The sequence below is a fragment of the Pseudomonas sp. W22_MBD1_FP4 genome (assembly GCF_052113765.1).
GTDB classification, from domain to species: Bacteria; Pseudomonadota; Gammaproteobacteria; order Pseudomonadales; family Pseudomonadaceae; genus Aquipseudomonas; species Aquipseudomonas sivasensis.
Genome location: NZ_JBGQOI010000001.1, coordinates 87,215 through 109,600 on the forward strand (window position 1 = coordinate 87,215; position 22,386 = coordinate 109,600).

At 58.5% G+C, this 22,386-nt stretch carries 33 protein-coding genes and 1 pseudogene; 33 read left to right on the forward strand and 1 reads right to left on the reverse strand.

The annotated features are described in order from the left end of the window. Nucleotides 1–6 precede the first annotated feature (6 nt). From ACEN2T_RS00465 to ACEN2T_RS00610, 30 genes and pseudogenes are all read left to right on the forward strand, one after another. Complete coding sequence (locus ACEN2T_RS00465) at nt 7–336, forward strand: hypothetical protein (RefSeq protein ID WP_442116072.1); 330 nt, start codon at nt 7–9, stop codon at nt 334–336. 200 nt (nt 337–536) lie between these two features. Continuing rightward, the gene (locus ACEN2T_RS00470) at nt 537–908 is read left to right on the forward strand and encodes a chemotaxis protein (RefSeq protein WP_122763720.1); all 372 of its coding nucleotides are present in this window, start codon (nt 537–539) and stop codon (nt 906–908) included. Further along, nucleotides 908–1,225: a hypothetical protein gene (locus tag ACEN2T_RS00475; protein WP_442116073.1), complete on the forward strand. Its 318-nt coding sequence runs from the start codon at nt 908–910 to the stop codon at nt 1,223–1,225. Before ACEN2T_RS00470 ends, ACEN2T_RS00475 begins: the two co-directional genes overlap by 1 nt. Nucleotides 1,226–1,273: 48 nt before the next feature. Continuing rightward, nucleotides 1,274–1,483, forward strand: coding sequence for a hypothetical protein (locus ACEN2T_RS00480; RefSeq protein ID WP_442116074.1), 210 nt, complete (start codon nt 1,274–1,276; stop codon nt 1,481–1,483). After that, on the forward strand, nt 1,480–1,701 hold the full coding sequence (locus ACEN2T_RS00485; protein WP_442116075.1) for a hypothetical protein: 222 nt from the start codon (nt 1,480–1,482) through the stop codon (nt 1,699–1,701). The genes ACEN2T_RS00480 and ACEN2T_RS00485 overlap by 4 nt, the downstream gene beginning before the upstream one ends. Then, nucleotides 1,698–1,889: a hypothetical protein gene (locus ACEN2T_RS00490; RefSeq protein ID WP_442116076.1), complete on the forward strand. Its 192-nt coding sequence runs from the start codon at nt 1,698–1,700 to the stop codon at nt 1,887–1,889. The genes ACEN2T_RS00485 and ACEN2T_RS00490 overlap by 4 nt, the downstream gene beginning before the upstream one ends. Continuing rightward, complete coding sequence (locus ACEN2T_RS00495) at nt 1,886–2,140, forward strand: hypothetical protein (RefSeq protein WP_260367139.1); 255 nt, start codon at nt 1,886–1,888, stop codon at nt 2,138–2,140. Before ACEN2T_RS00490 ends, ACEN2T_RS00495 begins: the two co-directional genes overlap by 4 nt. Nucleotides 2,141–2,151: 11 nt before the next feature. Next, nucleotides 2,152–2,466: a hypothetical protein gene (locus ACEN2T_RS00500; protein ID WP_260367137.1), complete on the forward strand. Its 315-nt coding sequence runs from the start codon at nt 2,152–2,154 to the stop codon at nt 2,464–2,466. Nucleotides 2,467–2,873: 407 nt separating this feature from the next. Further along, entirely contained in the window at nt 2,874–3,506 is a 633-nt protein-coding gene (locus tag ACEN2T_RS00505; protein ID WP_442116077.1) for a putative metallopeptidase, read from the forward strand. Further along, nucleotides 3,506–4,027: an HNH endonuclease gene (locus tag ACEN2T_RS00510; RefSeq protein ID WP_427584162.1), complete on the forward strand. Its 522-nt coding sequence runs from the start codon at nt 3,506–3,508 to the stop codon at nt 4,025–4,027. The genes ACEN2T_RS00505 and ACEN2T_RS00510 overlap by 1 nt, the downstream gene beginning before the upstream one ends. Continuing rightward, a pseudogene (locus tag ACEN2T_RS00515) lies at nt 4,026–4,106 on the forward strand (putative metallopeptidase); the annotation flags it as partial. The gene ACEN2T_RS00510 and the pseudogene ACEN2T_RS00515, both read left to right, overlap by 2 nt. Nucleotides 4,107–4,137: 31 nt before the next feature. Beyond that, nucleotides 4,138–4,599, forward strand: coding sequence for a DUF2280 domain-containing protein (locus ACEN2T_RS00520; protein WP_442116078.1), 462 nt, complete (start codon nt 4,138–4,140; stop codon nt 4,597–4,599). Beyond that, complete coding sequence (locus ACEN2T_RS00525) at nt 4,586–5,887, forward strand: terminase large subunit domain-containing protein (protein WP_442116079.1); 1,302 nt, start codon at nt 4,586–4,588, stop codon at nt 5,885–5,887. Before ACEN2T_RS00520 ends, ACEN2T_RS00525 begins: the two co-directional genes overlap by 14 nt. Beyond that, on the forward strand, nt 5,884–7,302 hold the full coding sequence (locus ACEN2T_RS00530) for a DUF4055 domain-containing protein (RefSeq protein ID WP_181640080.1): 1,419 nt from the start codon (nt 5,884–5,886) through the stop codon (nt 7,300–7,302). The genes ACEN2T_RS00525 and ACEN2T_RS00530 overlap by 4 nt, the downstream gene beginning before the upstream one ends. Beyond that, nucleotides 7,277–8,362 (forward strand): minor capsid protein, encoded by a 1,086-nt coding sequence (locus ACEN2T_RS00535; RefSeq protein WP_442116080.1) that lies wholly within the window; start codon nt 7,277–7,279, stop codon nt 8,360–8,362. Before ACEN2T_RS00530 ends, ACEN2T_RS00535 begins: the two co-directional genes overlap by 26 nt. A gap of 82 nt (nt 8,363–8,444) precedes the next feature. Then, a complete protein-coding gene (locus ACEN2T_RS00540; RefSeq protein ID WP_093546469.1) occupies nt 8,445–9,173 on the forward strand; it encodes a hypothetical protein in 729 nt (242 codons plus the stop codon). Nucleotides 9,174–9,185: 12 nt separating this feature from the next. After that, complete coding sequence (locus tag ACEN2T_RS00545; protein ID WP_311903502.1) at nt 9,186–10,151, forward strand: major capsid protein; 966 nt, start codon at nt 9,186–9,188, stop codon at nt 10,149–10,151. Between the two features lie 47 nt (nt 10,152–10,198). Beyond that, nucleotides 10,199–10,780, forward strand: coding sequence for a hypothetical protein (locus tag ACEN2T_RS00550; protein ID WP_442116081.1), 582 nt, complete (start codon nt 10,199–10,201; stop codon nt 10,778–10,780). Between the two features lie 62 nt (nt 10,781–10,842). Next, nucleotides 10,843–11,346, forward strand: coding sequence for a DnaT-like ssDNA-binding protein (locus ACEN2T_RS00555; RefSeq protein WP_442116082.1), 504 nt, complete (start codon nt 10,843–10,845; stop codon nt 11,344–11,346). A gap of 36 nt (nt 11,347–11,382) precedes the next feature. After that, entirely contained in the window at nt 11,383–11,580 is a 198-nt protein-coding gene (locus ACEN2T_RS00560) for a hypothetical protein (RefSeq protein ID WP_442116083.1), read from the forward strand. A gap of 46 nt (nt 11,581–11,626) precedes the next feature. Continuing rightward, the gene (locus ACEN2T_RS00565) at nt 11,627–11,995 is read left to right on the forward strand and encodes a hypothetical protein (protein WP_442116084.1); all 369 of its coding nucleotides are present in this window, start codon (nt 11,627–11,629) and stop codon (nt 11,993–11,995) included. Beyond that, nucleotides 11,992–12,588: a hypothetical protein gene (locus ACEN2T_RS00570; protein WP_442116085.1), complete on the forward strand. Its 597-nt coding sequence runs from the start codon at nt 11,992–11,994 to the stop codon at nt 12,586–12,588. The genes ACEN2T_RS00565 and ACEN2T_RS00570 overlap by 4 nt, the downstream gene beginning before the upstream one ends. Continuing rightward, nucleotides 12,585–13,001 (forward strand): phage tail terminator-like protein, encoded by a 417-nt coding sequence (locus tag ACEN2T_RS00575; RefSeq protein WP_442116086.1) that lies wholly within the window; start codon nt 12,585–12,587, stop codon nt 12,999–13,001. The genes ACEN2T_RS00570 and ACEN2T_RS00575 overlap by 4 nt, the downstream gene beginning before the upstream one ends. A gap of 72 nt (nt 13,002–13,073) precedes the next feature. After that, on the forward strand, nt 13,074–13,730 hold the full coding sequence (locus ACEN2T_RS00580) for a phage tail protein (protein ID WP_442116087.1): 657 nt from the start codon (nt 13,074–13,076) through the stop codon (nt 13,728–13,730). 3 nt (nt 13,731–13,733) lie between these two features. Next, nucleotides 13,734–14,114, forward strand: a complete 381-nt coding sequence (locus ACEN2T_RS00585) for a phage tail assembly chaperone (RefSeq protein WP_442116088.1) — start codon at nt 13,734–13,736, stop codon at nt 14,112–14,114. Between the two features lie 17 nt (nt 14,115–14,131). Beyond that, nucleotides 14,132–14,434 carry a DUF1799 domain-containing protein gene (locus tag ACEN2T_RS00590; RefSeq protein WP_012724063.1) on the forward strand — a complete coding sequence of 101 codons (303 nt, stop codon included), beginning with the start codon at nt 14,132–14,134 and terminating at the stop codon, nt 14,432–14,434. Between the two features lie 27 nt (nt 14,435–14,461). Beyond that, complete coding sequence (locus tag ACEN2T_RS00595; protein ID WP_442116089.1) at nt 14,462–17,518, forward strand: phage tail tape measure protein; 3,057 nt, start codon at nt 14,462–14,464, stop codon at nt 17,516–17,518. Continuing rightward, nucleotides 17,518–17,856, forward strand: coding sequence for a phage tail protein (locus tag ACEN2T_RS00600; protein ID WP_442116090.1), 339 nt, complete (start codon nt 17,518–17,520; stop codon nt 17,854–17,856). The genes ACEN2T_RS00595 and ACEN2T_RS00600 overlap by 1 nt, the downstream gene beginning before the upstream one ends. Before the next feature lie 11 nt (nt 17,857–17,867). After that, a complete protein-coding gene (locus tag ACEN2T_RS00605; protein WP_442116091.1) occupies nt 17,868–18,620 on the forward strand; it encodes a phage minor tail protein L in 753 nt (250 codons plus the stop codon). Between the two features lie 2 nt (nt 18,621–18,622). Next, nucleotides 18,623–19,396, forward strand: coding sequence for a C40 family peptidase (locus tag ACEN2T_RS00610; RefSeq protein WP_442116092.1), 774 nt, complete (start codon nt 18,623–18,625; stop codon nt 19,394–19,396). On the opposite strand, the gene ACEN2T_RS00615 is transcribed toward ACEN2T_RS00610, so the two are convergent. Continuing rightward, on the reverse strand, nt 19,372–19,971 hold the full coding sequence (locus tag ACEN2T_RS00615) for a hypothetical protein (RefSeq protein ID WP_442116093.1): 600 nt from the start codon (nt 19,969–19,971) through the stop codon (nt 19,372–19,374). The two genes, ACEN2T_RS00610 and ACEN2T_RS00615, sit on opposite strands and share 25 nt — an antisense overlap. A 177-nt stretch (nt 19,972–20,148) precedes the next feature. On the opposite strand from ACEN2T_RS00615, the gene ACEN2T_RS00620 reads away from it, so the two are divergent. The 3 genes from ACEN2T_RS00620 to ACEN2T_RS00630 all read left to right on the forward strand — a co-directional run bounded on the left by ACEN2T_RS00620 (nt 20,149) and on the right by ACEN2T_RS00630 (nt 22,331). After that, nucleotides 20,149–20,658 carry a GNAT family N-acetyltransferase gene (locus ACEN2T_RS00620; RefSeq protein ID WP_442116094.1) on the forward strand — a complete coding sequence of 170 codons (510 nt, stop codon included), beginning with the start codon at nt 20,149–20,151 and terminating at the stop codon, nt 20,656–20,658. Between the two features lie 228 nt (nt 20,659–20,886). Then, the gene (locus ACEN2T_RS00625) at nt 20,887–21,639 is read left to right on the forward strand and encodes an ankyrin repeat domain-containing protein (protein WP_442116095.1); all 753 of its coding nucleotides are present in this window, start codon (nt 20,887–20,889) and stop codon (nt 21,637–21,639) included. Between the two features lie 128 nt (nt 21,640–21,767). Continuing rightward, nucleotides 21,768–22,331: a hypothetical protein gene (locus ACEN2T_RS00630; protein WP_122757220.1), complete on the forward strand. Its 564-nt coding sequence runs from the start codon at nt 21,768–21,770 to the stop codon at nt 22,329–22,331. Nucleotides 22,332–22,386 lie beyond the last annotated feature (55 nt).

Sequence of the window (22,386 nt, forward strand, 5' to 3'; positions counted from 1 at the left end):
GAAAAAATGGACATCCAAACCATCGGCAAGACATTTGTAAACGCAAGCGTTAACGGTGCCTTTGGCCCGCATAAGCTTGTAGGCCCCGAACAAAATGTACATGGATTGATTCTGCGTACCGTGAATTTTAACGGCGCTTACACTGTGGTGGTGAGTGCGACACCGCCAGCGGATACCTTCGATAACAGCAAAACTATCGCATTCACTGCGACGAGCCGGACCGAGCCTTTCATGGTTCCGGCAGGGCTTGGGATTTATCTTCTGTTGGGCAATGACTACAGCCGCAAGATCAATGTCACTTGGGACTATCTCAACGCTGACGGCACAGTTGCCTAAGCCGCGCTGAAGAGATCCGGATCTGCGTAAACGCAGACTTTCAAGCAATACCGCGCGGCGTAGGCCGCGCACTTATTCAGGGCCTTGCCATTGTGCGGGGCCTTTTCGTTTTCGGCTCCACCACACCCATTGCTCCGAGCTGGGAGTGCTGCTGGGGCTGACCTATTTCTGGCCAAGGCCATTTTCTTCATGGAGTGACGATGGATCCTACTGACCTCGGCCCAGGCACAGCTACCTGGCTGGGCGGTAGCGCCACCGTTGTACTGGGCGGCCTGCTATGGCTGCGCAAATTTCTATCGAAGGATGCGACCGACCGGGCCATGGATAACGCCGACATCGGCACTTTGCGCCGGCTCAATGAGCTCCTGAACCAGGAGCGTGCCGCCCGCAAAGAAGCTGAGGCGCGCGCTGATCAATTCGCAAAAGAGCGGAACGACCTGGCTGCTGCGGTGGGGCGTATGGAAGGCAAGATCGAAGCGCTGACCAGCCAGGTCGCTCAACTCACTGACCGCGTGACGCAGCAGAGCGACGAGATCACTCGCCTGCGTACCAAGCTGGGAGGTATCGCCTGATGGACAGATGCGCATTGGAATTTATCGCCCGCCGCTGGTGGCGCCGGGCCGAAGTGTGGGCGATTGCCGTCGTGCTAGTGGGTGGTGGCGCCGTTCTCGGCTACCAGGCTGCCTACTGGTCTCTTGCCGAGAACCAGAGCAACCAGGTGACCGACATCCGCAAAGCCTATGACACCGCAATGGGCGAGCGCGATAAGCGCCTGGAAGAGCTGACCCGCCAAACCGGCACTGCTGCCGACAAGGCGACCAAGGCAGCAACGACTGCGGCCCAGGCTGCCGACAAAGCGGATGAAGCCCTCAACCGGGTAACTCAATAAGCCGCGCCACGTTTTCGAATGCGCCAAATCGTGGCGCGGGATAACCCAATGAAAGTAATCGTAACCAAGCTACTGGGATCGGCTGAGGTCGAGTTCCTGCGTGAGGGTGTGGTCGTTCATCGCGAGCGGTTCACCTGTAAGACCAACTCCCGGTATGAGCGCACCATTGCGACCCAGGAAGAGTTCGATTCTCACCGGTGCCGGTTTGTCACGACCATGCCTGCTGATCGGGCGTTCCAGTATGAGGTTTCGCCATGAGCGACCAATCAGGCGAGCACGTCCACTACTGGGATGATGGTCGGGGCCGGCGGGAAGTGATCATCGACGGCCAGCCAGTTACCCACGTGATCTGGTGCGACACAAAGGCGGGTATCGCAGTTGTCGCCGACCAGCCTTTAAAGGCGTCCGACGGCGAGACAGTCGACATTCATCCTGTATGGGGTGAGATCACTGTGCTGACCCTGGAGGCATCATGAGTAACGTAACCCGCCTGCGGCACGTACTCCCGATGAGCCCGGACATCAACGCAGCTGTGAATGCTCTCGACAAGGCCATTGCTGATGCCGTTGACGCCGCCAAGGAAGCCGGGCTGCCCCAGGGGCTGATCGTGAGCCTGCTCCACGGTCACACCCACGCACAAACTCATCAGATGGTGACCGAATGACCATCAAGGTTTTGGAGTTCAAGCGGGAAGACTGGCGCGATGCCGCCAAGACCCTGCGCAAGATTGCCGATGACCTCGACGCCGGTGAGCATCCCGAGTGCACGGTGGGCGCCTTGACGCTTATCGGCGCGAAGGGAGAGGTGACCGTGTTCGGTCTCGGCCCCAAGTGTGACGACCTTCAATGCCTGGGTGCCATGCGCCTGGGTGAGCAGAAGCTGATTGATGTGCTGCTGGATAGCGGGGAAGGGTAGGTGTGCCGCAGATGAGTGCGGCACGCTATAGAACTGATTTAGCGGGTTTGAAACAACACGCATTGCACCACGGGTTGCGAGGCTTCAATGCAGGCTGCGCCGCGTTCATGCAACGGTTGATAGAGGCTGCCGACTATGAAGCCCATGAGTGCAACGACTACACAGTAAATCCCAGCCCGCTCCCTTGGGGCCTCGGTGCGGTTCGCATAAGCCACACCGCGGCGCACCTGTCGCGCGAACAGATAGAGCACGACGAAAGCGGCTGCGATCAAAAAGCTAAAAATACCGACTTCTGGAATCATGGTTTTTCTCTCAATGATTTATGAATCAATAACCTGACAAACACTTGGCGTCACTAGTTTGTCGGCGTCGAGCTGATTGTTGATTTCTATCTGAGATCAATTCAAGTACGTGATGTCCCGAATTTAAAAAATAGATAGAGAAAGCGATGACAACCAAGCAACCCGACTGGGAGGCGATCGAACGAACCTACCCAGCCGAGATTGCAAACTTCAGGGCTTACTGAGCAGGCAAGCAACGATCCCGGGCTTCACACATTCCGGTGCGATCATGAAAATGACGACTGCTACTGCAAGCACTAAGTAAATTGTGTTTTTCATCCTTCGAGCCTCGTTGGTTAATGAGAGCTCATTAGGCCGGGCTGGCTCGCGAATAGGCGGGCAATCTGCCCCTCTTTTGGGGGCGAACTCTGAATTGAGAAGGTTCTTCTGGTATGAATCGGCCGCGTCCTCCTGCGTCATTGGTCGAGCTATCCGATCTTTCGGATTTCGGCACCTGCCTGATGCCTGCCCCCGAAGTGTGGGAATGGCTCCAAGCCGAGATACTCGCCGACACCGGCACCATCCACAACGAAGACCATGCTCACCTACTGGATGCAGACATCCGGATCATGTGGGCATCGTCGAGCTTCGAGAAACAGGGTAGGACGGTCCTGGGCCAGGCCGAGCAGGTAGCGTTCCGCGCTGGTGGCTGGCAGAAAGCCCGGATGGAGCAACAGATGCGTGATTGGTTCGGCGATGTGCCGGCCTTCATCATCACCTTGGCTGCTGACTACTGCGCCCAGTGCAGCGATACCGACTTCTGCGCCTTGGTTGAGCATGAGCTCTATCACATCGCTCACGCCAACGATAAGTACGGCCAGTCAGCCTTCACAAAGGAAGGCGCGCCCAAGCTTGAGATGCGCGGCCACGACGTCAACGAGTTCGTTGCCATCGTTGAGCGATATGGCGTTGGCGCGCCAGATAGCGATGTTGCGCGAATGGTCGAAGCGGCCAAAAAACCACCATCCGTTAACCGGGCCTCTATAGCGAGTGCTTGCGGTACCTGCTTGATGAGGGCTGTGTAGTGGAAGAGCAGTGGAAGACGATTCAAAACTACCCGGACTACGCGGTAAGCAACCTGGGTCGAATCAAGCGCCTCACGACCAGGACGTGCGCGAAGGCAGGCACAATCTTAAAGACACCTGGCCGCAGTAAGGCTCGACCATACCTGAGTGTCGATCTCTGCTACCCGGGAGGCAAACGCACTGAGCTTGTTCATCGGCTCGTAGCGATCGCATTTCTGGGTGAGCCGCCGTTTCATGGCGCTGAGGTTAATCATATTGACGCCGACAGGGGAAACGCAGCCGTCTTCAACTTGGAATGGGTTACGTCTTCGGACAATCAACACCACTCCTATGAGCATGGGTTGCAGACGGCAAAGGGCGAATCTAACGGACAAGCCAAACTGAAAGAGGGTGAGGTGCTGGAAATGCGAGCGCTTCACTCAACATCAGGCGTTGATGTTGAAACTCTTGCTGAGCTCTACGGCATCCATAAGAGAACGGCCCTTGATGTGGTTCGCCGCAAGTCGTGGGCGCACATCTGATGCTGCACACAATCCTGCCGAGGTAGGGAAATTGAACATTGCGAGGGCCTGCGGAACCTGTCTGCTCAGATCGGCCTGACCCCTGACAGACCTAAGACGGAATTTACCCTATGGCAGCCCTGAACAGTGAGGTGAAAGGCTTCATGGTTCAGGCCTTGGCGTGCTTCGACACACCTTCCCAGGTTGCAGCGGCTGTCCGAGAGGAATTCGGCATTGAGGTGACCCGTCAGCAGTGCGAGGCGCAAGACCCGACCAAGCGTGCCGGCCGAGACCTGGCAAAGAAGTGGGTGACCCTTTTCCACGACACCCGTAAGCGATTCCGCGAAGAGACAGCTGACATCCCGATCGCCAATCGTGCCTTCCGCCTTCGTGCCATGAACCGCTTCGTGGAGAGGGCCGAGTCGATGAAGAACATCGGCCTGGCCATGCAGATCCTCGAGCAGGCGGCGAAAGAAACCGGCGACATCTACGTCAATCGAGCACGGAAGGAGGAGGCGGGCGACGAACCGGTAATTCCGACTCGGATTCAGGTCGATGTGGTGGATGCGAGGAAACCGAATGCCGAGCCTTAATGTTCCGCAGGCTCAGTTCCTCACGCTGCCCCACAAGTTTCGTGCTTTCGTTGCCGGTTTCGGCTCGGGGAAAACATGGGTGGGCTGCTCGGCACTCAGCAAGCACTTCATGGAGTGGCCCGGCGTCAACGCTGGGTACTTCGCGCCGACCTACCCGCAGATCCGGGACATCTTCTATCCGACCATGGATGAAGTGGCTTATGACTGGGGGCTGAAGACCAAGATCAACCAGGCGAACCACGAGGTTCACATCTACAGCGGCCGGCAGTGCCGCGGCACTGTGATTTGCAGGTCTATGGAGAAGCCTCAGACCATCGTTGGCTTCAAGATCGGTCACGCTCTGGTGGATGAGCTGGACGTGCTGACGGCCATCAAGGCACAGCAGGCCTGGCGCAAGATCATCGCCCGGATGCGCTACAACCTGCCCGGGCTGAAGAACGGGGTGGATGTCACCACGACGCCGGAAGGCTTCAAGTTCGTCTTCCTGCAGTTCGTGAAGCAGCTCCGCGACAAGCCGTCGCTCAAGGAGATGTACGGCCTGGTGCAGGCCAGCACCTTCGACAACGAGCTCAATCTGCCGGATGACTACATCGCCTCCCTGATGGAGTCGTATCCGCCGCAGCTGATCATGGCGTACCTCAAAGGCCAGTTCGTCAACCTGACGTCCGGCACGATCTACACGGCCTACGACCGCAAGCTCAACGGGTGCTTCGACACCGTGCAGCCCGGCGAGCCCCTGTTCATCGGGATGGATTTCAACGTCGGTAAGATGGCGGCGATTACCCACGTCAAACGCGACGAGGGTTTGCCCAGGGCAGTAGATGAGCTGATCGACGGCTACGACACGCCCGACATGATCCGCCGGATCAAAGAACGCTACTGGCGGCACGACGGCAACGATTTCAAGAAGACCTGCGAAATCAGGATCTACCCGGACGCCTCGGGCGATTCACGCAAGTCCGTGAACGCCAGCATCACCGACCTTGCCATGCTCAAGCAGGCCGGGTTCGCGGTCATCGCTCCAGCTGCAAACCCGCCGGTGAAGGATCGAATCAACGCAATGAACGCCGTCTTCTGCAATGCGCAGGGCGAGCGCCGCTACCTGATCAACCCGTTCACCTGCCCAACCTACGCCGATGGCCTGGAGCAACAGGTGTGGGGCGCGAACGGGGAGCCAGATAAAACCGCAGGCATCGATCACGCGAACGACGCCGGTGGCTACTTCATCCACCGCGAGTATCCGATCATCAAACCGGTCACCGCTATCAAAATGGGATACGCCCGATGAGCAATGACGTCTCCTTCAAGCGGGCGGAATACACTGCAGTGCTGGACCGCTGGGCGACCGTTCGTGACGTCTGCGCCGGCCAGCACCGGGTGGTCGATCGGCTGCCTTACATCAACGCGCACGACAAGTCGCCGGAGAACGTAGACCGGAACAGGGCTTACCGCGAGCGGGCGGTGTTCAAGAACGCCACTGGGCACACCCGAAACGGGCTGCTGGGTCTGGCCTTCCATAAAGATCCGACCCTCGCGGTACCGAAGAAGCTGGAATACCTGCAGGACAATGCAAACGGCTCCGGTGTCAGCATTTACCAGCACTCCCAAGGCACGCTGGAGAAGGTGCTTGAGGCTGGGCGCCACGGGTTGTACGTCGACTATCACCAAGACGACGGCATCGGCGGTCACTCTGTGATCCTTTCCTATTGCGCAGAGGACATCATCAACTGGCGCACGGGTATGGTGAACGGCCACAGCGTGCTGACGCTGGTGGTGCTGCGCGAGTCGCCGGAGATACCGGAAGGGTTTGGCTACAAGACAGCTGAGCAGTACCGCGAACTGGCGCTGGAGGAAGACGGCTTTGTTTGCCGGGTTTGGCGGCGGTCCGGACCAAAGGGTGGCGGCCCACTGGAGGTCATCGAAGAATTCAGGCCTGAAGGTGTCACTGGGCGCTTCAAAGAGATCCCGTTCACCTTCGTCGGGGCACAGAACAACGACCCAAGCATCGACGAGTCGCCGCTGTACGACATCGCCATGATCAACCTGGGTCATTACCGGAACAGCGCCGACTACGAAGACAGCGTCTTCTGGTGTGGCCAGGCTCAGCCGTGGATCTCTGGTTTGGATGAGCAGTGGCGCGACTGGATGGAGAAGAACGGTGTTTATGTAGGCTCCCGGGCACCGATGATGCTGCCAGCTGGCGGCCAGTTCGGTTACGCGCAGCCCTTACCCAATACGCTGGTCAAAGAGGCGATGGCCGATAAGAACCAGATGATGATTGAACTGGGCGCACGGATGGTTGTGGCGTCACTTGCCACCAAGACAGCTACCGAGTCGCGCGGCGATCAGTCGGCATCCACATCGGTGCTCGCTGGTTGTGTGGCAAACGTCAGCGAGGCATACACGCGAGCCATCATGTGGTGCTGCGCCTACATGGGCGTTGCTGACAAGAAGGTCGCCTACCAGGTTAATCAGGAATTCGTCGAGCTAACGGCGGATCCGCAGATGATCACAGCGTTGGTTGGCTTGTGGCAGAACGGCGGCTTCGCGAAGGCGGATCTTCGGGCGTACCTACGCAAGCTTGGGCTGATTGCGCCAGAGCGAACAGACCTGCAAATCGATGGCGAGCTGGAAGAGCAGGGCGACGGCCTGGACCTGGACGACGAGGACAAACCAAATGGCGGTAAATCCGGCAGTACTTGATGCCACGATCCGGCACGCGGTCTTTCTCGAAAAGCTCAAGGCTGGGGAGGTCGGCAAGTTCGCTCCCTTTCTCAAGGAGATTGACCGCTCAATTCGCGACCGGCTGACCCAGTCGGACCTGACTGAGTACAGTGTCAAACGCCTCGAAGCGCTGCTGAAGGAAGTGGATAGTCTGCTGCTGGGCATCTTCGATCGCTACAGCGCGCAACTGAACCTCGACCTGGTGGACATCGCCAATTACGAGGCCGAGTTTGAGGCAACCAGCCTTGCCAGATCGGCGCCGGTTGGACTCTCACTGGATGTGGTTGCGCCGACGGCTGCAGCGATCCGCACCGCAGTGCTGACGAACCCGCTCAGTGTGCGCGGTACCGGCGGCGGGAAGCTGCTCAAGGCCTTCATCAAAGGGTGGACTGGCGCAGAGCGTGAGCGCGTCACCGGCACCATTCGGCAAGGCTTCTTCGAAGGGCAGACGAATTTCCAGATCATCCGCAACATTCGCGGTACCAAGGCTGCCGGGTACAAGGACGGCATCCTCGCCGCCACCAACCGCAATGCCAGCACGGTCGTGCACACCGCGATTCAGCATGTGTCGTCCCAGGCCCGTATGGAGGTGGCCAAGGCCAACACGGACATCGTGCAAGAGATCCAGATGGTGGCCACGCTGGATAGCAAGACCAGCCAGTTGTGCCGCTCGATGGACAAACGCAAGTTTCCGGTGGATTCCGGCCCAAGGCCGCCGTTCCACCCGAACTGCCGGACCACCATCATCCTGTTGACCAAGCTCAGCGTGATGTTCGCCAAGGGCGCTACGCGGGCTTCGGTTGGCGCAGACGGCGGCCAGCAGGTGAGTGCCGACCTCGATTACTACCACTGGCTTCAGCAGCAGCCGGCGTCTTTCCAGGATGTCGCCATCGGGCCTGTCCGGGCCAAGCTGTTCCGGCAGGGAGGGCTGACCGTCGAGCGCTTCGCCGAGCTGCAGCTTGATCGCAACTTCGCACCGCTAACTCTGGCGCAGATGAAGGGACTAGAGCCGCTGGCATTTGAGAGGGCCGGGATTTAACCGAACACATTCAACCAGCCGCCTCCGGGCGGTTTTTTATTGCCTGCAAAGCGGGCGGACTAAACCCAAGGGGTGCATCAAAGTGGCAGAAGAAAACGAAATCGACCTGGAAAACCCGGCAATCAAGGCCGCTATCGCGACTGCCGTTGAAGCATCCGTTTCGGGTTTGAAAACCAAGAACTCGGAGTTGTTGGGTAAGCTGAAGGAAACCTCCGGCAAGCTCACCCAGTTCGAAACTCAGTTTGAAGGCATCGACATCGACGCCGTCAAAGGCCTGCTTAGTCGCGCGGGCCAGGACGAAGAAACCAAGCTGCTGACCGAGGGCAAAGTGGACGAGGTCTTCAACCGCCGCACTGAGCGTCTGCGCGGTGACTACGACAAGCAGCTGAAGACCATCAGCGAGCGTGCCGAGAAAGCTGAGTCCTTCGCTGCAAAGTTCCAGGGCAAAGTCCTGGGCGACTCGGTACGCGGCGCAGCACTGAAGGCTGGTGCGCTCCCTGAAGCGACAGACGACATCATCCTGCGCGCCAAAGGCGTGTTCACCCTTAACGAAGATGGCGATGCAGTCGCCGTTGATGAATCCGGCCAGGTCATCCTCGGTAAAGACGGCAAGACCCCTCTGACTCCGCTCGAATGGGCGGAATCTCTGCGCGAAAGCGCACCTCATCTGTGGCCAAGGGCTTCAGGGACATTTGCCCCGGGCGGGGGTGGCGGCAAGGCTGCATTCAAGCGCTCCGAAATGACCTCCGAGCAGAAGCGCGACTTCCAGCGCAAGCACGGCCAAACCGCATATCTGCAATTGCCCAAGTAAGGGGATTGACCCATGGCTACAACCGTAAATAGCGACCTGATCATCTACAACGATGAGGCGCAAACCGCATACCTGGAGCGTGTCCAGGACAACCTGGATGTGTTCAATGCATCGTCCAACGGCGCGATGGTGCTGGACAACGAACTGATCGAAGGCGACTTCCGCAAGCGTGCTCTCTACAAGCTGAACGGATCGCTGGAACACCGTGACGTCAACTCTGACGGCAAGGTTACCGCCAAGAAGATCAGCGCCGGCGAAGCTGTAGGCGTCAAGGCTCCCTGGAAGTACGGCCCGTACCAGACCACCGAAGAGGCGTTCAAGCGCCGCGGTCGTCCGGTCGAGGAGTTCTCTCAGATCGTCGGCGCCGACGTTGCTGACGCGACCCTGGAAGGCTTCATCCAGTACGCAACTGCTGGTCTGCGCGCGGCCATCGGCTCCAACGCTGACATGGTGGTTTCGGCCAACATCGAAACCGACGGCAAGAAGACGCTGACTCGCGGCATGCGCAAATTCGGCGATAAGTTCGGTCGGATCGCACTGTGGGTCATGCACTCCAGCGCCTACTTCGACATCGTTGATGAAGCCATCACCAACAAGATCTACGAAGAAGCTGGCGTCGTGATCTACGGCGGCCTGCCTGGCACCCTGGGCAAGCCTGTACTTGTGACTGACACCGCACCTGCGGACGTGATCTTCGGTCTGCTGCCAAACGCCGTAACTATTACCGAATCCCAGGCCCCGGGCTTCCGTTCATACGAAGTGAACGACGAAGAGAACCTGAGCATCGGCTACCGCGCTGAAGGTACCGTGAACATCGATGTGCTGGGTTACAGCTGGAAAGCCACCACTGGCGGTTCTAACCCAACCCTGGCCGCGGTCGGTTCCGCTGCCAACTGGGTCAAGCACGCGGGCAGCAACAAGGTAACCGCCGGCGTGATGATCACTTTGACTGCAACGCCTCCAGCAACTGGCGGCTAGGCCAAAAACTCAACGCGCGGTCAGCGATGGCCGCCTTGGAGAAACACATGGAACTGACTTACAGCAACCAGCTGAGCGGCTTCGACCCGGAGAAGCGTTACCGCAATCCGGAACACTTCGATAAGCCCGAAGCCGGCGTGACCAGCGTGCTGGTGATTGGCGATTGGCCGAGCGTGGTCAATGCGTACGAAGCAGCCGGCATTGACGTGTCGGTGAAGGAAGCCAAGCGGGTGCAGATTGTTGGCGGTGCCAACCAGGCCGAACTGGAAAAAGTCATCGCGACTTTGCGGGCTGAACATGGATCGATCGAGATCCTGATTGGTGGCCTTGAGGCTGGCGAAATCCACTGTCCAGAGGCTGGTGAACTGGCGTTGCGCCTGTTCGAAGTGCTGGGAACTATCCATGCCTCAGTAGATGACCTGACTACTGAGCGTGACGGCCTTGCCTTGACTGTCGACGCACTGCGCGGCGAGGTTGAAGCGCTGAAGAAGGCCGCCACCACACCGCCGGCGGATGAGGCCACTCAAATCGAGGTGCTGAAAGCCAAACTCGATGAAGCCAATGTCCAGTACCGGGCCAACGCTTCGAAAGAATCCCTGGAAAAGCTCGTCGCTGAGCTGCCCAAGTAGTAATACTGCTGGCTGTTGGTGATTCGGCGGCCAATCTTCAAACCATTCCAGCGAGTTAACGCATGACACTCATCATCGAGGACGGCACCGGCAAGCCTGACGCCGAAAGCTACGCGAGCGCCGAGGATCTGGCCCTGTATGCCGTGAAGTTCGGCACGGTCATCCCCGCAGGCGTTCCCGAGCAGGAAGCGCTGCTGCGCCGGGCCGCCCTGGCGATGGATGGCATGACCTGGAAGGGGCGCAAGACCAGTAGCGAGCAGGGTCTATCCTGGCCGCGCCGGGAAGTGCTGCTGGATCATGAGATCAAGCCGAACAACTACCTGCCCGCGCGTATCCAATACGGCCAAATGGCCCTGGCTGCTGAGATTCATCAGGACGACATAGACCCGATCGACAAGCGCAAAGGCGCGGTAACGCTGGAGCGTGTCGAAGGCGCGGTGACTCGCGAGTACGCGACTATTCCGAACACCAGCGGCCGACTGCTGCCGGCGGCGCCTGATCGCCCGAGCGCTACGCAGTTTTCTGATTACCTTCTTAGGCGGGGTTTGTTTGCGGTACGTGCGTAGTGGTAGTTTTTTGCCTCGCTTATGGAGGAGTGATTTATGACTGCCAAGTTGTTTAATAGTGATACCGCCGCATTGGACAGATTTGCTGCTGCTGCGCTATCCGTAGTAGTCGACGGTAACGAATCGCCTTATCAAGCGGCGACAGCAGCTGCTCTTCTTGCAGACAAGCTCCTAGAGGAGCGTACGAAGCGGACGAAAGCGGCTTCAGACTACCTTTCAGGAAAAACCGAGTAAATCGAAGCCCAGCCATCGCGCTGGGTTTTTCATATCTGGAGCCACCATGGCCTTCTACGACGAAATGGCCGTGATGGCTCTGGAGATGATCACAGAGTTCGGCCAGCCTGTGACTATTAGCAAGACTGAGCCGGGAGAGTACGACCCGGAGACAGGCGGCGAAGCTCCTGGCGTGCCCGTAGAGCAAGTCGCGCAAGGCATCCTGCTCGACTTCACCGGCCAAGAATTCCAGAACAACAGCCTCATTAAGCAGGGCGACAAGAAGCTCAAGATCGCTGCGCAGGGTTTGACCTGGATGCCGGGCCTGCTCGACAAAGTCGTGGCCCAGGGCCGCACCTGGTCAATCGTGCCTCCGCTGAAAGAGATCAACCCGGCCGGCACGCCGATCCTATATGAACTGCAGGTGCGGTCATGAGCCGCGCAGGCGCTGGCCAGTCCGGCAGCTTCGCCCTGAGCCTGGCCGAGTTCGCGGCACAGACCAGTGAAGCCATCGACGCCAGCGTTCGCGAGATCATCATCGAGGTAGGCAGCAGCCTGATTCGCATGTCTCCCGTGGGTAACCCGGAGATCTGGGCGCAGAATGCTGTGGCGACGCAGTACAACAAGGCTGTCGACGACCACAACAGCGCGCTGCGCAGCGACCCGGCGAACCTCACGAAGGGCGGGCGGCTGAAGAAGGGCCGCAAGCTCAACGACGGCATGGACCTCAAGGCGCAAGAGGGCTACGTCGGCGGCCGGTTCCGCGCGAACTGGCACATCTCGCTGGGCGTTGTCGAGAGTGTCACCTTCGACGAGGTCGACCCGAGCGGCGCAGAAACCACCGCAGCACTGGTGGCCGCAATGAGCGACTTCACCGCCGGCCAGATGGCCTACATCATTAACAATTTGCCCTACGCGATTCCGCTGGAGTTCGGCCATTCGACACAGGCCCCCGGCGGAATGGTCCGGGTAACCGTGGCTCGCTTTCAGCAGATCGTGCTGGAGGCCATCAGGAACAACCAGGTATGAGTCACGCAATCATCGCCTCGATCTACGAGGCCAAGCTCATCGCCTGGAACGCTGCCAGGTCGGAGAAGCTGAAGATCGTCTTCGAGAACACGGCCTACACGCCGGCGGCGGGCGAGACTTATCTGCGGGCTTTCACGATCCCGGGCGACACCGCGAGCAACACGCTCGGCGGTGATCACCGGCTGTTCACCGGCGTGTTTCAGGTCAGCATCATCGCGCCGGCGGGCACCGGCAAGACCAAGACCAACCCAATCACCACCGAACTGGTTGATCTGTTCCCGCTATACGCCAGGGATACGAAGGGTGCGGTCACCGTGGTGACCATGTCGCCAGTTGACCCAGGGCCCGGCATCACAGGCGATTCAACTTATACCGTTCCAGTCTCGTTCTTGTACCGAGCCGACACCAACTGATCCCGCCCATTGGGCAAACCCAGAGACCCGCCATTGAGCGGGTTTTTCACATCTGCAAAGAGGAAATACCCCATGGGCTACAAACTCCCCAACGGCGGCACCTTCCAGCACGCCGCAACCTATGCGACCGCACTGGCATTCACTGCCATTAGCAACGCTGCCGAGGCCGTTGCCACCGTTGTAGGTGGCACCATCGCTGCCGGCGATATTGTTCTGTTGACGTCTGGCTGGAGCAAGCTGGATAGCAAGGTGGTGCGCGTGAAGGCAGCCACGGCAACGGCGATTACCCTGGAAGGCATCGACACTACCGACACGCAGGTCTATCCGGTCGCTGGCGGCGCGGGCACGATGCGCAAGGTGCTGACCTGGGTGCAGATCCCGCAAATCTCCGACGTGGCCTTCTCCGGCGGCGAACAGAACTACCTGGATGTGGTGTTCCTCGAGGATGACCAGGGCAAGCAGATCCCCACCGACAAATCAGCGGCAAGTATGGTGCTCACCATTGCCGATGACCCCGCCCAGGCGTTCAACGGGGTGCTGCTGAAGGCAGACGCCGGCAAGCAGATCGAAGCAGCGCGGCTGAACCTGCCCGGTAACGACACCCTGCTGTACGGCACCTACACGTCGTTCTCCAAGCAGCCGGCGGTGTCCCGTAACAACCTGCTGACCCGTACCGTCAGCTTGGCCCTGCAGTCGGAGCCGACCCGTTACCTGACTGCGGCGGTGTAACCCATGGCCAAGATTCGTATTGCGCAGAGCGCTACGTTCAATGCGCCGGTGCTGATTCCGATCGTTGGCAGCGCGCCCGAGAAGGTCGAGTTCACCTTCAAGTATCGGGATCGCGCCGAGCTTGCCGCGCTGTTCGATGAATGGAACGACAAGCGTAAGAAGGCACAGGCCGCATTGGGCGATAAACCGTCATGGTCGGAAATTGTAGCCGTGGATACCGAGCAGCAAACTCAGCAGATCAAGGACCTGGTAGTCGGCTGGGGCTTCGATGACGAATACAACGACGACAACATCGTCGCCTTCGTAAAGTCCTGCCAGGGCGCCGCCGAGGCTGTCGTTAAGGCTCATGAGGGCGCATACAGCCAGGCCCGCCTGGGAAACTGACCGACGCCGCCCGCGCCATGTACTCGCCGAGCGTGCCCGACGCGATTATCGGGATGTTCGGCCTTGCCCCTGGAGATCTGGTTGAGGAAGTGGAGGTCTGGCCCTGCAACTGGCCGGCCTTCCTGCTTTTCAACCGCATGTCGACCCAGTGGAGAGCAGGCGCCGGCGGTGCGATCGGCCTCGACTATAGCTGCATCCGCGACGTGGCCGGGTTCCTCGGCATCAAGAAAAAGAAACTCGCTGAAATCTTCCCTGACCTTCAGGTGCTGGAAGGCGAAGCCCTGCGCGTTATGGCGGAGGAAAGGGAAAACAGCCCGTAACCACGGGCACTTATTCAAGGTGAGTCGATGAACATTGCAGAACTCGGCGTCAAGATCGACTCGGCCGATGCAATCCAGGCGAAAACGAGCCTGGATGAGATGGCGAAGGCCGGCGGCCGGGCCGAGCAGTCCGCTGTTTCGCTGATGAACGAAATGCAGGCGCTGGAGAAATCGCTTTCCACCAGTGCCAAAACCACCCAGGACCTGGCAAAGCAGCGTGACGCTCTCGCCAAGCTGACCAAGACCGGCGCCTATGGCGAGGCCGAGGCGGCGAAGATCTCCGCTCAGTTGGACAAGCAGCAAATCGCCCTGGCCAAGTCCGCCCTGGATGAACAGAAGGCCCTGAACAGCCTGCTGGGTGCCATCGACCCGGCTCGGGCTGCACTGGCCAAGCTGGATACCCAGGTCGAGCAACTTGGCAAGCACCTGGATGCCGGGCGAATCAGCCAGGACCAGTACAACAGCGCCCTGGGTAAAATCGACAAGGATTACGCCAAGCTCGAAAAGACCACCACAGGATTCGACAAACTGCGTCTCGGCACACGTCAGGCCCAGGAGAACGTTGTTCAGCTCGGTAATGCGTTGTCGTCGGGTGACTGGGGTAGCGGCGTGCGTGCCGTGGCTCAGTTGGGCGCTGGTGCCGGGGCGGGCGCTGCTGGGCTGCTCGCGATTTTAGGGCCTTTGGCGCTTGCAACGGCTGCTGTTGGCGGTCTTGCATACGCGTACTACAAAGGCAGCGAAGAACAGGACAACTACAACAAGTCACTGATCCTCACCGGTAACTACGCCGGTGTCAGCGCCGGGCAACTGGGCGACATGGCGCGGCAGGTCAGCGCAACCGTGGGCACTACAGGACAGGCAGCGTCGGTCTTGGCGATTCTGGCAGACAACGGCAAGATCGCCAGCGAGAGCTTCACCGGTATCACTCAGGCCGCAGTGTCGATGCAGGAAGCCACGGGCAAGGCGGTCAGCGATACGGTGGCCGAGTTCGTGAAGCTGGCTGATGACCCTGTGAAGGCCTCAGCAGCACTGAACGAGCAGTACCACTACCTGACAGCCTCGGTTTACTCGCAGATCACCGCACTTGAGGAGCAGGGCGACCACGCCGGCGCAGTGAAGCTGGCGACCGAGCAATACGCTGACGCGATCAATGAGCGCACACCGAAGATACTGGAAAACCTCAGTTTTTGGGAGAAGGGTTACAACGCTGTAGCGCGCGCCGCCGACAACCTCAAGAACATCGGCCGTACAGATATTGGTTCCGATATTGAGCAGGCTCGCCGCAACCTGGCAAGCGCGCAATCCGGCGATATCGGCCTCTTTCAAAACAAGCAGGTGATGGTTGATTACTACACCAATCAACTGAATATGCTGGAGGACCAGCGCGACGCAGAGGCTGATATTGCGAAGCAGGAAGGCGAGCGTTCAAAGGCTCAGCAGGCTGCTGTTACGTCGATGCAGAAGATTGACGCGCTCACCAAGTCATCCTGGACGAATGAGCAGAAGCGCACCGAGGCACTCAAGGATTACAAAAAACAGCTCGACGACATCCGCAAGGTTTCGCCGAACGACCCGCGCCTGGTCCAGGCTACGGTCGACAAAAACATCTCCAACATCAGCGACAAGTTCAAGGATCCCAAAACCGCCGGCACGCAGGTCGACCTGACTAGATTCAACGACGCCAAGAACGAACTGGCGGCCATTACCGACACCTACAAAAACTACCAGAAGGAACTGGAAGCGGCGCAGAAGGCAGGCCTGCTGTCTGAGGAAGACTATCTGCTGCGGCGCCAGGCTCTGATCGGCAATCAGCTCGACCAAACCACGGCAGCATACGAGGCTGAGATTGCCGCACTGGAAGCGGCCAAGGGCAAAAAGTCCACGTCGGCTGCGCAAAGCATCCAACTGGACCAGAAGATCGCCGACGCGCGCGCAGGCATCGTCAAGGCGCAGAAGGACGCTGACAGTCAGCTTGAAGTGCTCGCAACCAATGAGACCGGGCGCCTGGCAAAGCAAGAGCGGGCGATCAGTACATACGTGCAGGCGCTGGGGCAGCAACAGAGAGCCTTGGAACTCGCAGGCCAGCGCGCAGTGCTCGGCGTAGGGCAGGGCGATCGACAGAACGCGCTCAGCGGCGAGCTGAATAGCCAGCAGGACCGTTTTGCTCAGCAGTCGCTGGAGCTTGCCAACCAGAAGTCCGATCCGTCGCGCAACATGTCGGAGGAGGAGTTTAAGCGGAAGTCGCAGGCGCTCGCAGATGCGAATAATGCCGCGACGGACCAGATCCGGCAGGACTATGCGGATGTGGAGAATGCGCAGGGCGATTGGACGAAGGGGGCGACTGCGGCATGGGACAACTACCTGGACTCGGCGCAGAACATCGCTGGCCAGACCAAAAGCCTATTCGGCAACGCCTTCAGCTCCATGGAGGACTCGATCGTCAACTTCGCCATGACTGGGAAGCTTTCCTTTGCGGACTTCACCAAGTCGATTTTGGCGGATATGGCGCGTATCGCGACCCGTCAGGCGAGTTCGGCCTTGCTGGGCAGCTTGGTTGGCGCAGCGGCCAGCTACTTCGGTGGTACCGCTGCTGGCGGCGGTAATGGCATGGCTGCCGGTTCCGCTGGCGCTACATCGTCGAACCTCGGCGCGTCCTCGGCTGGCTACTCCAGCACTTACTTTCCCCAGGCTTTGGGCGGCGCATGGTCGGGCGGTGTGCAGATGTTTGCCGACGGCGGTGCGTTCACTAACTCCATCGTCAGCAAGCCCACGGCGTTTGGCATGGCCAGCGGCAAGACCGGCGTTATGGGTGAGGCAGGGGAAGAGGCAATCATGCCCCTGACCCGGACGTCGAGCGGCAAGCTTGGGGTCATGTCCATGGGCGGCGGTGGATCCGGCTCAACGCAGATCAATGTCGAGGTGCACATCGATGGCGACGGCAATGCATCGTCCACCGCCGACGCACCCGGCTATGACCTGTTCGGCAAGGAGCTGGCCGCGTTCGTTGAGCAGAAATACCAGCAGATGCGCAACAAAGACATGGGCCAGGGTGGCGTCATCAACAAAGCAATCAAGGGGCGCTGATGGCTATCGAACGTTTCACTTGGGCGACGGAGAAGGGCGCAGAGGGTGATATAGCCCAGCGCGTTCGCTCCAAGAAGTTTGGCGATGGCTACGAGCAGTCGGTCGAGGATGGCCTCAACAACCGGTCGCAGTCCTGGCCGGTGACCTTCACCGGTTTGAAGGGGCGTATCAAGGACATCATGGCGTTCCTTGACCGGCACAAAGGGGCGAAGGGCTTCCTCTGGGAGCCGCCCCTGGGTGAGCTTGGCCTATACAGGTGCAACGGCTACAAGCCGGTGCATCGCGGCGGCCAGGTCTACGCGATCACCGCCACTTTCCAGCAAACCTTTCACCCTTGAGATAACAGCCCATGGCACTGATCACGGACATCCAGAAACTGGAGCCCGGCGGCGAGATTCGCCTGTTCGAAATTGATGGTACCGAATACGGCGCCGATTACCTGCGCTTCCACGGTCACGCTATCCCGCACACGCCAGAGGAATTGCTTGCCTACGAAGGCTCTGAAGAGGATCTGCCCGCCAAGTCGATTATCTGGCAGGGCCAGGAGTATGCGGCATGGCCGGTTCAGATTGAGGGGATCTCTTCTAGCAGCGATGGCACCGCCTCTCGACCGACCTTCGCCGCCGGCAACGTCAACGGGCGTGTCACTGCGCTTTGCCTGGCCTTCGAAGACATGCTCAAGTTCAAGCTGACGGTCCGTGAGACGTTGGCACAGTACCTGGACGCGGCGAACTACCCTGACGGCAACCGAACTGCGGATCCGACCCAGGAGGCGCTGGAGATCTGGTACATCGACCAGAAAACCAGTGAGGACGGCGAGGCAGTGGTCTGGGAGCTTTCCTCCCCTGGCGAGATCGATAACCACGGGCTTCCCGGGCGGCAAATGACCACGTTCTGCCACTGGGCCATGACCAACGGTTACCGGGGGCCGGACTGTGGCTACACCGGCGCGGCCATGTTCGATGACGAGGACAACCCAACAGACGATCCGTCGAAGGATCAGTGCAAGGGCTGCCTGTCGTCCTGCAAGCTGCGCTTCGGCGAGAACAACGAACTGTCCTTCGGTGGATTCCCTGCCGTCTCCCTGATTGCCCGGAGTTGACCATGCGCAAGCACATCATTGCGGCCATCCAGTCGCATGCGGCGGCCGAGTACCCGCGCGAATGCTGCGGCCTGTTGATTGCCGTCGGACGAGCGCAGAAGTACTTCCCGTGCCGGAACATCGCCACGGAGCCTAACGAAGAGTTCCGCCTCGACCCAGAGGACTACGCTACGGCGGAAGACATGGGCGATGTGATCGGCATTGTCCATTCACACCCGGACGCCACCAGCAGGCCGTCACCTCACGACTTGGCCATATGCGAGGCCACGGCCTTGCCATGGCACATTCTGTCGTGGCCGGAGGGGGATTTAAGGACGATCACGCCTACGGGCAGCACGCCGCTGCTCAATCGCCCGTTCGTGCATGGGGCCTGGGATTGCTGGCAAGTCTGCGCTGATTGGTTTGCACGCGAATGGGGTTTGGAGTTTGAAGCCTTCCAGCGCGTCGATGGCTGGTGGGAGCGCGCAGAGAACGCCAGCCTATACGAGCAGCACTACGAAGCCGCCGGTTTTGTACGCGTCGACCGACCGCAACGCGGTGATCTGTTGGTAATGCAGGTAGGCCGCACGGCTCACCCGAACCATGCAGGGATCTATCTCGGCACCGATACAGCGCTATGCGGCGAAGAGTCTGGCGCATTCGGCCCCGGCCCGTTCCTGTTGCACCACCTGTACGGCAGACCGTCCGAGATCATCGTCTACGGCGGCCCTTGGTATGACCGAACGCGCCTGATCCTCAGGCACAAGGATGCTCAAGCCAGTTTGCCCATGGAGTAAATCGAGAAGCCGCCCTCTGTCAGGTGAGTGACGTGGACTGAGCCGCCAATGTAGACGCGATCTTTGGTCTTTCCTTCTTCCTGCCGCGACTGCGCACGCATTATCTCGGGTGCACACGTTGGGAACGAGCTCCAGTCTATCCCCGCTTTATCCATAAGCTCTGGTTTTACGCCAAGGCCATAATCTAAAGCCTCGGATTTAAAGTCCGACACGGAACGGTAAGCGAATCCATGGATTTTTCCAGAGTCGTCGGAAATCCCGAAGTGATAGATCGTTGCAGATTGGTTCTTGAGGGCGGGAGCATGTCGATTCAATTCGCTCCAGAGGGCCTTAAGCTCTTGGGGCGCATGAGCATCGACCGCGTCTACATCGAGGGCAAAACCTTGGTTATTCACAAGGCCGACCCAGCGGCTGAAAAGCAGTGCGGAGCCTGTCGCTGCGATGACCATACGCATGTGCGGGATGGCGATAGCTTTACTCACGTAGCCTGGGGGCGTATCTACGGAATAATGTAAAAGCGTATCCGTGGCTACAATCGCTTCGTTTTCATCCGTATAGAACAAGAGCGAGGACATATGGCCTCCTGGCCGACTTTGAGTTGCCGGAGGCTACTATCGCTTCCGGATCAACCGCCACTGGCATTCCATCCACGCTGGATGCCTGGCCAGGCCAGTATGCTAGGATTTTGATTTGGCCGTGAAGGATCAGATCATGAAGATCAATATGGCATCTGTAGTGGTAGCAGGTGCCCAATGAGCAAGATCCTCGTTCGCCACTTCCAGCCTGAAGACAGCTTGGAGCTTCTCACGGAGTTGGTGCATACGGCGTATGCGCCTCATGCCGCGCTAGGGCTTCGATATTGGGGGACCCATCAGACTGTCAGTGACACAGCGCAGCGGCTAGCCTCTGGTTATGGTTTTGTCGCTGAAATAGAGGGGCAAATAGCTGGGACGATTACTTTGCGGCCGCCTCAGCCTGATTCAACTGTTGCGCTATATCGGGATGTTCACACATGGAGCATTGGCCAGTTTGCAGTGGCACCCGCTTATAAAGGTTTCGGGATAGGGTTGGCTTTGCATGAGCATGTGCTTGAGGCTGCGAGATTGAGAGGGGGAAAGCGTATGGCATTGGATACCGCAGTTCCGGCTGAGGGGTTGATTTCAATGTACAGGCGCTGGGGTTATGAGATTGCTGGTGAGCACGACTGGCGGCCTCACACTAATTACTTGAGTGTTTTGATGGTGAGATCACTTGTTGATTAGATCCGCCGTTTCAAAAGGCTAAACGCAACTCTCGAAATATAGGTGCTTAGCCACTGGGATTCCATCCTCACTGGGTACCTGGCCAGGTCAACGGAGGGGTCAGTTTTTGATCGGCGATGGCCACTTGCCTTTGTTTACAATTCAAGTAATTTTCAGCTGCCGGCCGCTCAGTAGCCGCTTGGTTTCTCAAAAAATAGTGATTGCGACGTTCAGGAGAAGGACGCCTTGATGAGTAAAAAAGGATTTTCATTGCCAGCGCTTTTGGTGTTGGTTTTGAGTCTGACGGCCTGTCAGTCAAACACGCGTCTCGCTGGGAACACCGTAAATCAGGTCTATAACGACGCTAAAGTCACGGCAATGATTAATGCGGCGATGGAGGGGCGCACTCAAGACGTCGCTGAATTCGCCTCCCAAGGTGCTGATGTAAATAGCGTAGGTACCGATGGTACTACGCCGCTCATGTGGGCGATAAAAGCAAGAAACTGGCAGGGTACAGAGGCGTTACTTAAAGCAGGAGCCGACCCTAATTTTGCGACCGAGAAATTCAAAGGGATTTCCCCAATGTGGCTCATGTCGGGCGGTAACAGCCTAGAGGGCTTAGCCCTGATGCTTCGCTATGGGGGAGACGCAAAGGGCGATTCTCAGACAGACATGACAGATCGACCCCTAAACCTCGCGGCCAGCGAGGGCCGACTGGAAAACGTAAAGTTACTTGTCGCTGCTGGCGCAGATATTAACGATCATGATGCTTTTGGGGGATCAGCAGCAGATGCAGCTGTAGTGAGCTCGCACTTTGAAGTCGTAGCCTGGCTGCTTGAACATGGTTACAACTACGATCTAAATGGCCTAGCCAAGGGCGTTCAAATCATAATAGTGCCCCCGGACTCCGAAGCTCAGCGATGGAAGAACACAGTGATATCTATGCTGGAAAAGCGCGGTGTGACATTTCCCACTCCAGCCAAGCGTGATCCTCGTCCTTAGTTTTTGGGGAAATAGGAACCGTGCCAGGCTTTTGCATTACCCCCTCACTGACTTGGATGCCCGGCCAGGTCCGGGGTACAGTGGTTGAGTTCCAAATTCTTCTATCCGTCTAAATCGCAAGGATGCCCATGCGTAAATTGCTCGTAGCGATCTCGCTCACTATTCCCATTTTCCTGTTGTCTGGCTGCTCAGCTGTGTCGACTTTCGACAAGTACGCAACCCTGCGCTTTTATGAGTTCAATCGAACGGACATTCAGTACAGTCGCTTTGATGGTGAGTCAGGCATGCTGAGTTCTAATCCCAATTTTCGGAATAGAATGCTGCCCGCACGGATAGCCGATAACAATCAATGGCTCGACTTCACCGATGACATGGGGCAAATTTTAAAGACGTTTGGTAATACCTTACATCGCGACACATTTCCAGCTGGGCTGGAGCCGATTAAAGAGTTTGTTGCCTGGAGTCAGCTTCCGCCAATGCAGCGCCTGAATATGCGCGATACGTTGAATGCCAAGCCTGAGTTCACATCGATTAAAGCTCGACTTGTTCTTGAGCGCGGCACGGGGGAGCCGCTGCTTGTTTTTACAGTCAGTTCGCTACCTTGGGAGACAGCCCCGCAGTATGCGATCGATAAAGTTAACGCCGTCAGAATGCTGGTTAATGCCCAGATCTGGTATGAGATTTTGAAGTAGCAGGTTTCCGAGAAAGTCGATGGCAGATCTGGCAGCCCAGCCCCGCGCTGGGCTT

Bases quoted from the DNA above. Each gene is read 5' to 3' on its own strand.
- ACEN2T_RS00465 (WP_442116072.1), top strand. From the start codon at position 7: ATGGACATCCAAACCATCGGCAAGACATTTGTAAACGCAAGCGTTAAC.
- ACEN2T_RS00470 (WP_122763720.1), top strand. From the start codon at position 537: ATGGATCCTACTGACCTCGGCCCAGGCACAGCTACCTGGCTGGGCGGT.
- ACEN2T_RS00475 (WP_442116073.1), top strand. From the start codon at position 908: ATGGACAGATGCGCATTGGAATTTATCGCCCGCCGCTGGTGGCGCCGG.
- ACEN2T_RS00480 (WP_442116074.1), top strand. From the start codon at position 1,274: ATGAAAGTAATCGTAACCAAGCTACTGGGATCGGCTGAGGTCGAGTTC.
- ACEN2T_RS00485 (WP_442116075.1), top strand. From the start codon at position 1,480: ATGAGCGACCAATCAGGCGAGCACGTCCACTACTGGGATGATGGTCGG.
- ACEN2T_RS00490 (WP_442116076.1), top strand. From the start codon at position 1,698: ATGAGTAACGTAACCCGCCTGCGGCACGTACTCCCGATGAGCCCGGAC.
- ACEN2T_RS00495 (WP_260367139.1), top strand. From the start codon at position 1,886: ATGACCATCAAGGTTTTGGAGTTCAAGCGGGAAGACTGGCGCGATGCC.
- ACEN2T_RS00500 (WP_260367137.1), top strand. From the start codon at position 2,152: ATGAGTGCGGCACGCTATAGAACTGATTTAGCGGGTTTGAAACAACAC.
- ACEN2T_RS00505 (WP_442116077.1), top strand. From the start codon at position 2,874: ATGAATCGGCCGCGTCCTCCTGCGTCATTGGTCGAGCTATCCGATCTT.
- ACEN2T_RS00520 (WP_442116078.1), top strand. From the start codon at position 4,138: ATGGCAGCCCTGAACAGTGAGGTGAAAGGCTTCATGGTTCAGGCCTTG.
- ACEN2T_RS00525 (WP_442116079.1), top strand. From the start codon at position 4,586: ATGCCGAGCCTTAATGTTCCGCAGGCTCAGTTCCTCACGCTGCCCCAC.
- ACEN2T_RS00530 (WP_181640080.1), top strand. From the start codon at position 5,884: ATGAGCAATGACGTCTCCTTCAAGCGGGCGGAATACACTGCAGTGCTG.
- ACEN2T_RS00535 (WP_442116080.1), top strand. From the start codon at position 7,277: ATGGCGGTAAATCCGGCAGTACTTGATGCCACGATCCGGCACGCGGTC.
- ACEN2T_RS00545 (WP_311903502.1), top strand. From the start codon at position 9,186: ATGGCTACAACCGTAAATAGCGACCTGATCATCTACAACGATGAGGCG.
- ACEN2T_RS00550 (WP_442116081.1), top strand. From the start codon at position 10,199: ATGGAACTGACTTACAGCAACCAGCTGAGCGGCTTCGACCCGGAGAAG.
- ACEN2T_RS00555 (WP_442116082.1), top strand. From the start codon at position 10,843: ATGACACTCATCATCGAGGACGGCACCGGCAAGCCTGACGCCGAAAGC.
- ACEN2T_RS00560 (WP_442116083.1), top strand. From the start codon at position 11,383: ATGACTGCCAAGTTGTTTAATAGTGATACCGCCGCATTGGACAGATTT.
- ACEN2T_RS00565 (WP_442116084.1), top strand. From the start codon at position 11,627: ATGGCCTTCTACGACGAAATGGCCGTGATGGCTCTGGAGATGATCACA.
- ACEN2T_RS00570 (WP_442116085.1), top strand. From the start codon at position 11,992: ATGAGCCGCGCAGGCGCTGGCCAGTCCGGCAGCTTCGCCCTGAGCCTG.
- ACEN2T_RS00575 (WP_442116086.1), top strand. From the start codon at position 12,585: ATGAGTCACGCAATCATCGCCTCGATCTACGAGGCCAAGCTCATCGCC.
- ACEN2T_RS00580 (WP_442116087.1), top strand. From the start codon at position 13,074: ATGGGCTACAAACTCCCCAACGGCGGCACCTTCCAGCACGCCGCAACC.
- ACEN2T_RS00585 (WP_442116088.1), top strand. From the start codon at position 13,734: ATGGCCAAGATTCGTATTGCGCAGAGCGCTACGTTCAATGCGCCGGTG.
- ACEN2T_RS00590 (WP_012724063.1), top strand. From the start codon at position 14,132: ATGTACTCGCCGAGCGTGCCCGACGCGATTATCGGGATGTTCGGCCTT.
- ACEN2T_RS00595 (WP_442116089.1), top strand. From the start codon at position 14,462: ATGAACATTGCAGAACTCGGCGTCAAGATCGACTCGGCCGATGCAATC.
- ACEN2T_RS00600 (WP_442116090.1), top strand. From the start codon at position 17,518: ATGGCTATCGAACGTTTCACTTGGGCGACGGAGAAGGGCGCAGAGGGT.
- ACEN2T_RS00605 (WP_442116091.1), top strand. From the start codon at position 17,868: ATGGCACTGATCACGGACATCCAGAAACTGGAGCCCGGCGGCGAGATT.
- ACEN2T_RS00610 (WP_442116092.1), top strand. From the start codon at position 18,623: ATGCGCAAGCACATCATTGCGGCCATCCAGTCGCATGCGGCGGCCGAG.
- ACEN2T_RS00615 (WP_442116093.1), bottom strand. From the start codon at position 19,971: ATGTCCTCGCTCTTGTTCTATACGGATGAAAACGAAGCGATTGTAGCC.
- ACEN2T_RS00620 (WP_442116094.1), top strand. From the start codon at position 20,149: ATGAGCAAGATCCTCGTTCGCCACTTCCAGCCTGAAGACAGCTTGGAG.
- ACEN2T_RS00625 (WP_442116095.1), top strand. From the start codon at position 20,887: ATGAGTAAAAAAGGATTTTCATTGCCAGCGCTTTTGGTGTTGGTTTTG.
- ACEN2T_RS00630 (WP_122757220.1), top strand. From the start codon at position 21,768: ATGCGTAAATTGCTCGTAGCGATCTCGCTCACTATTCCCATTTTCCTG.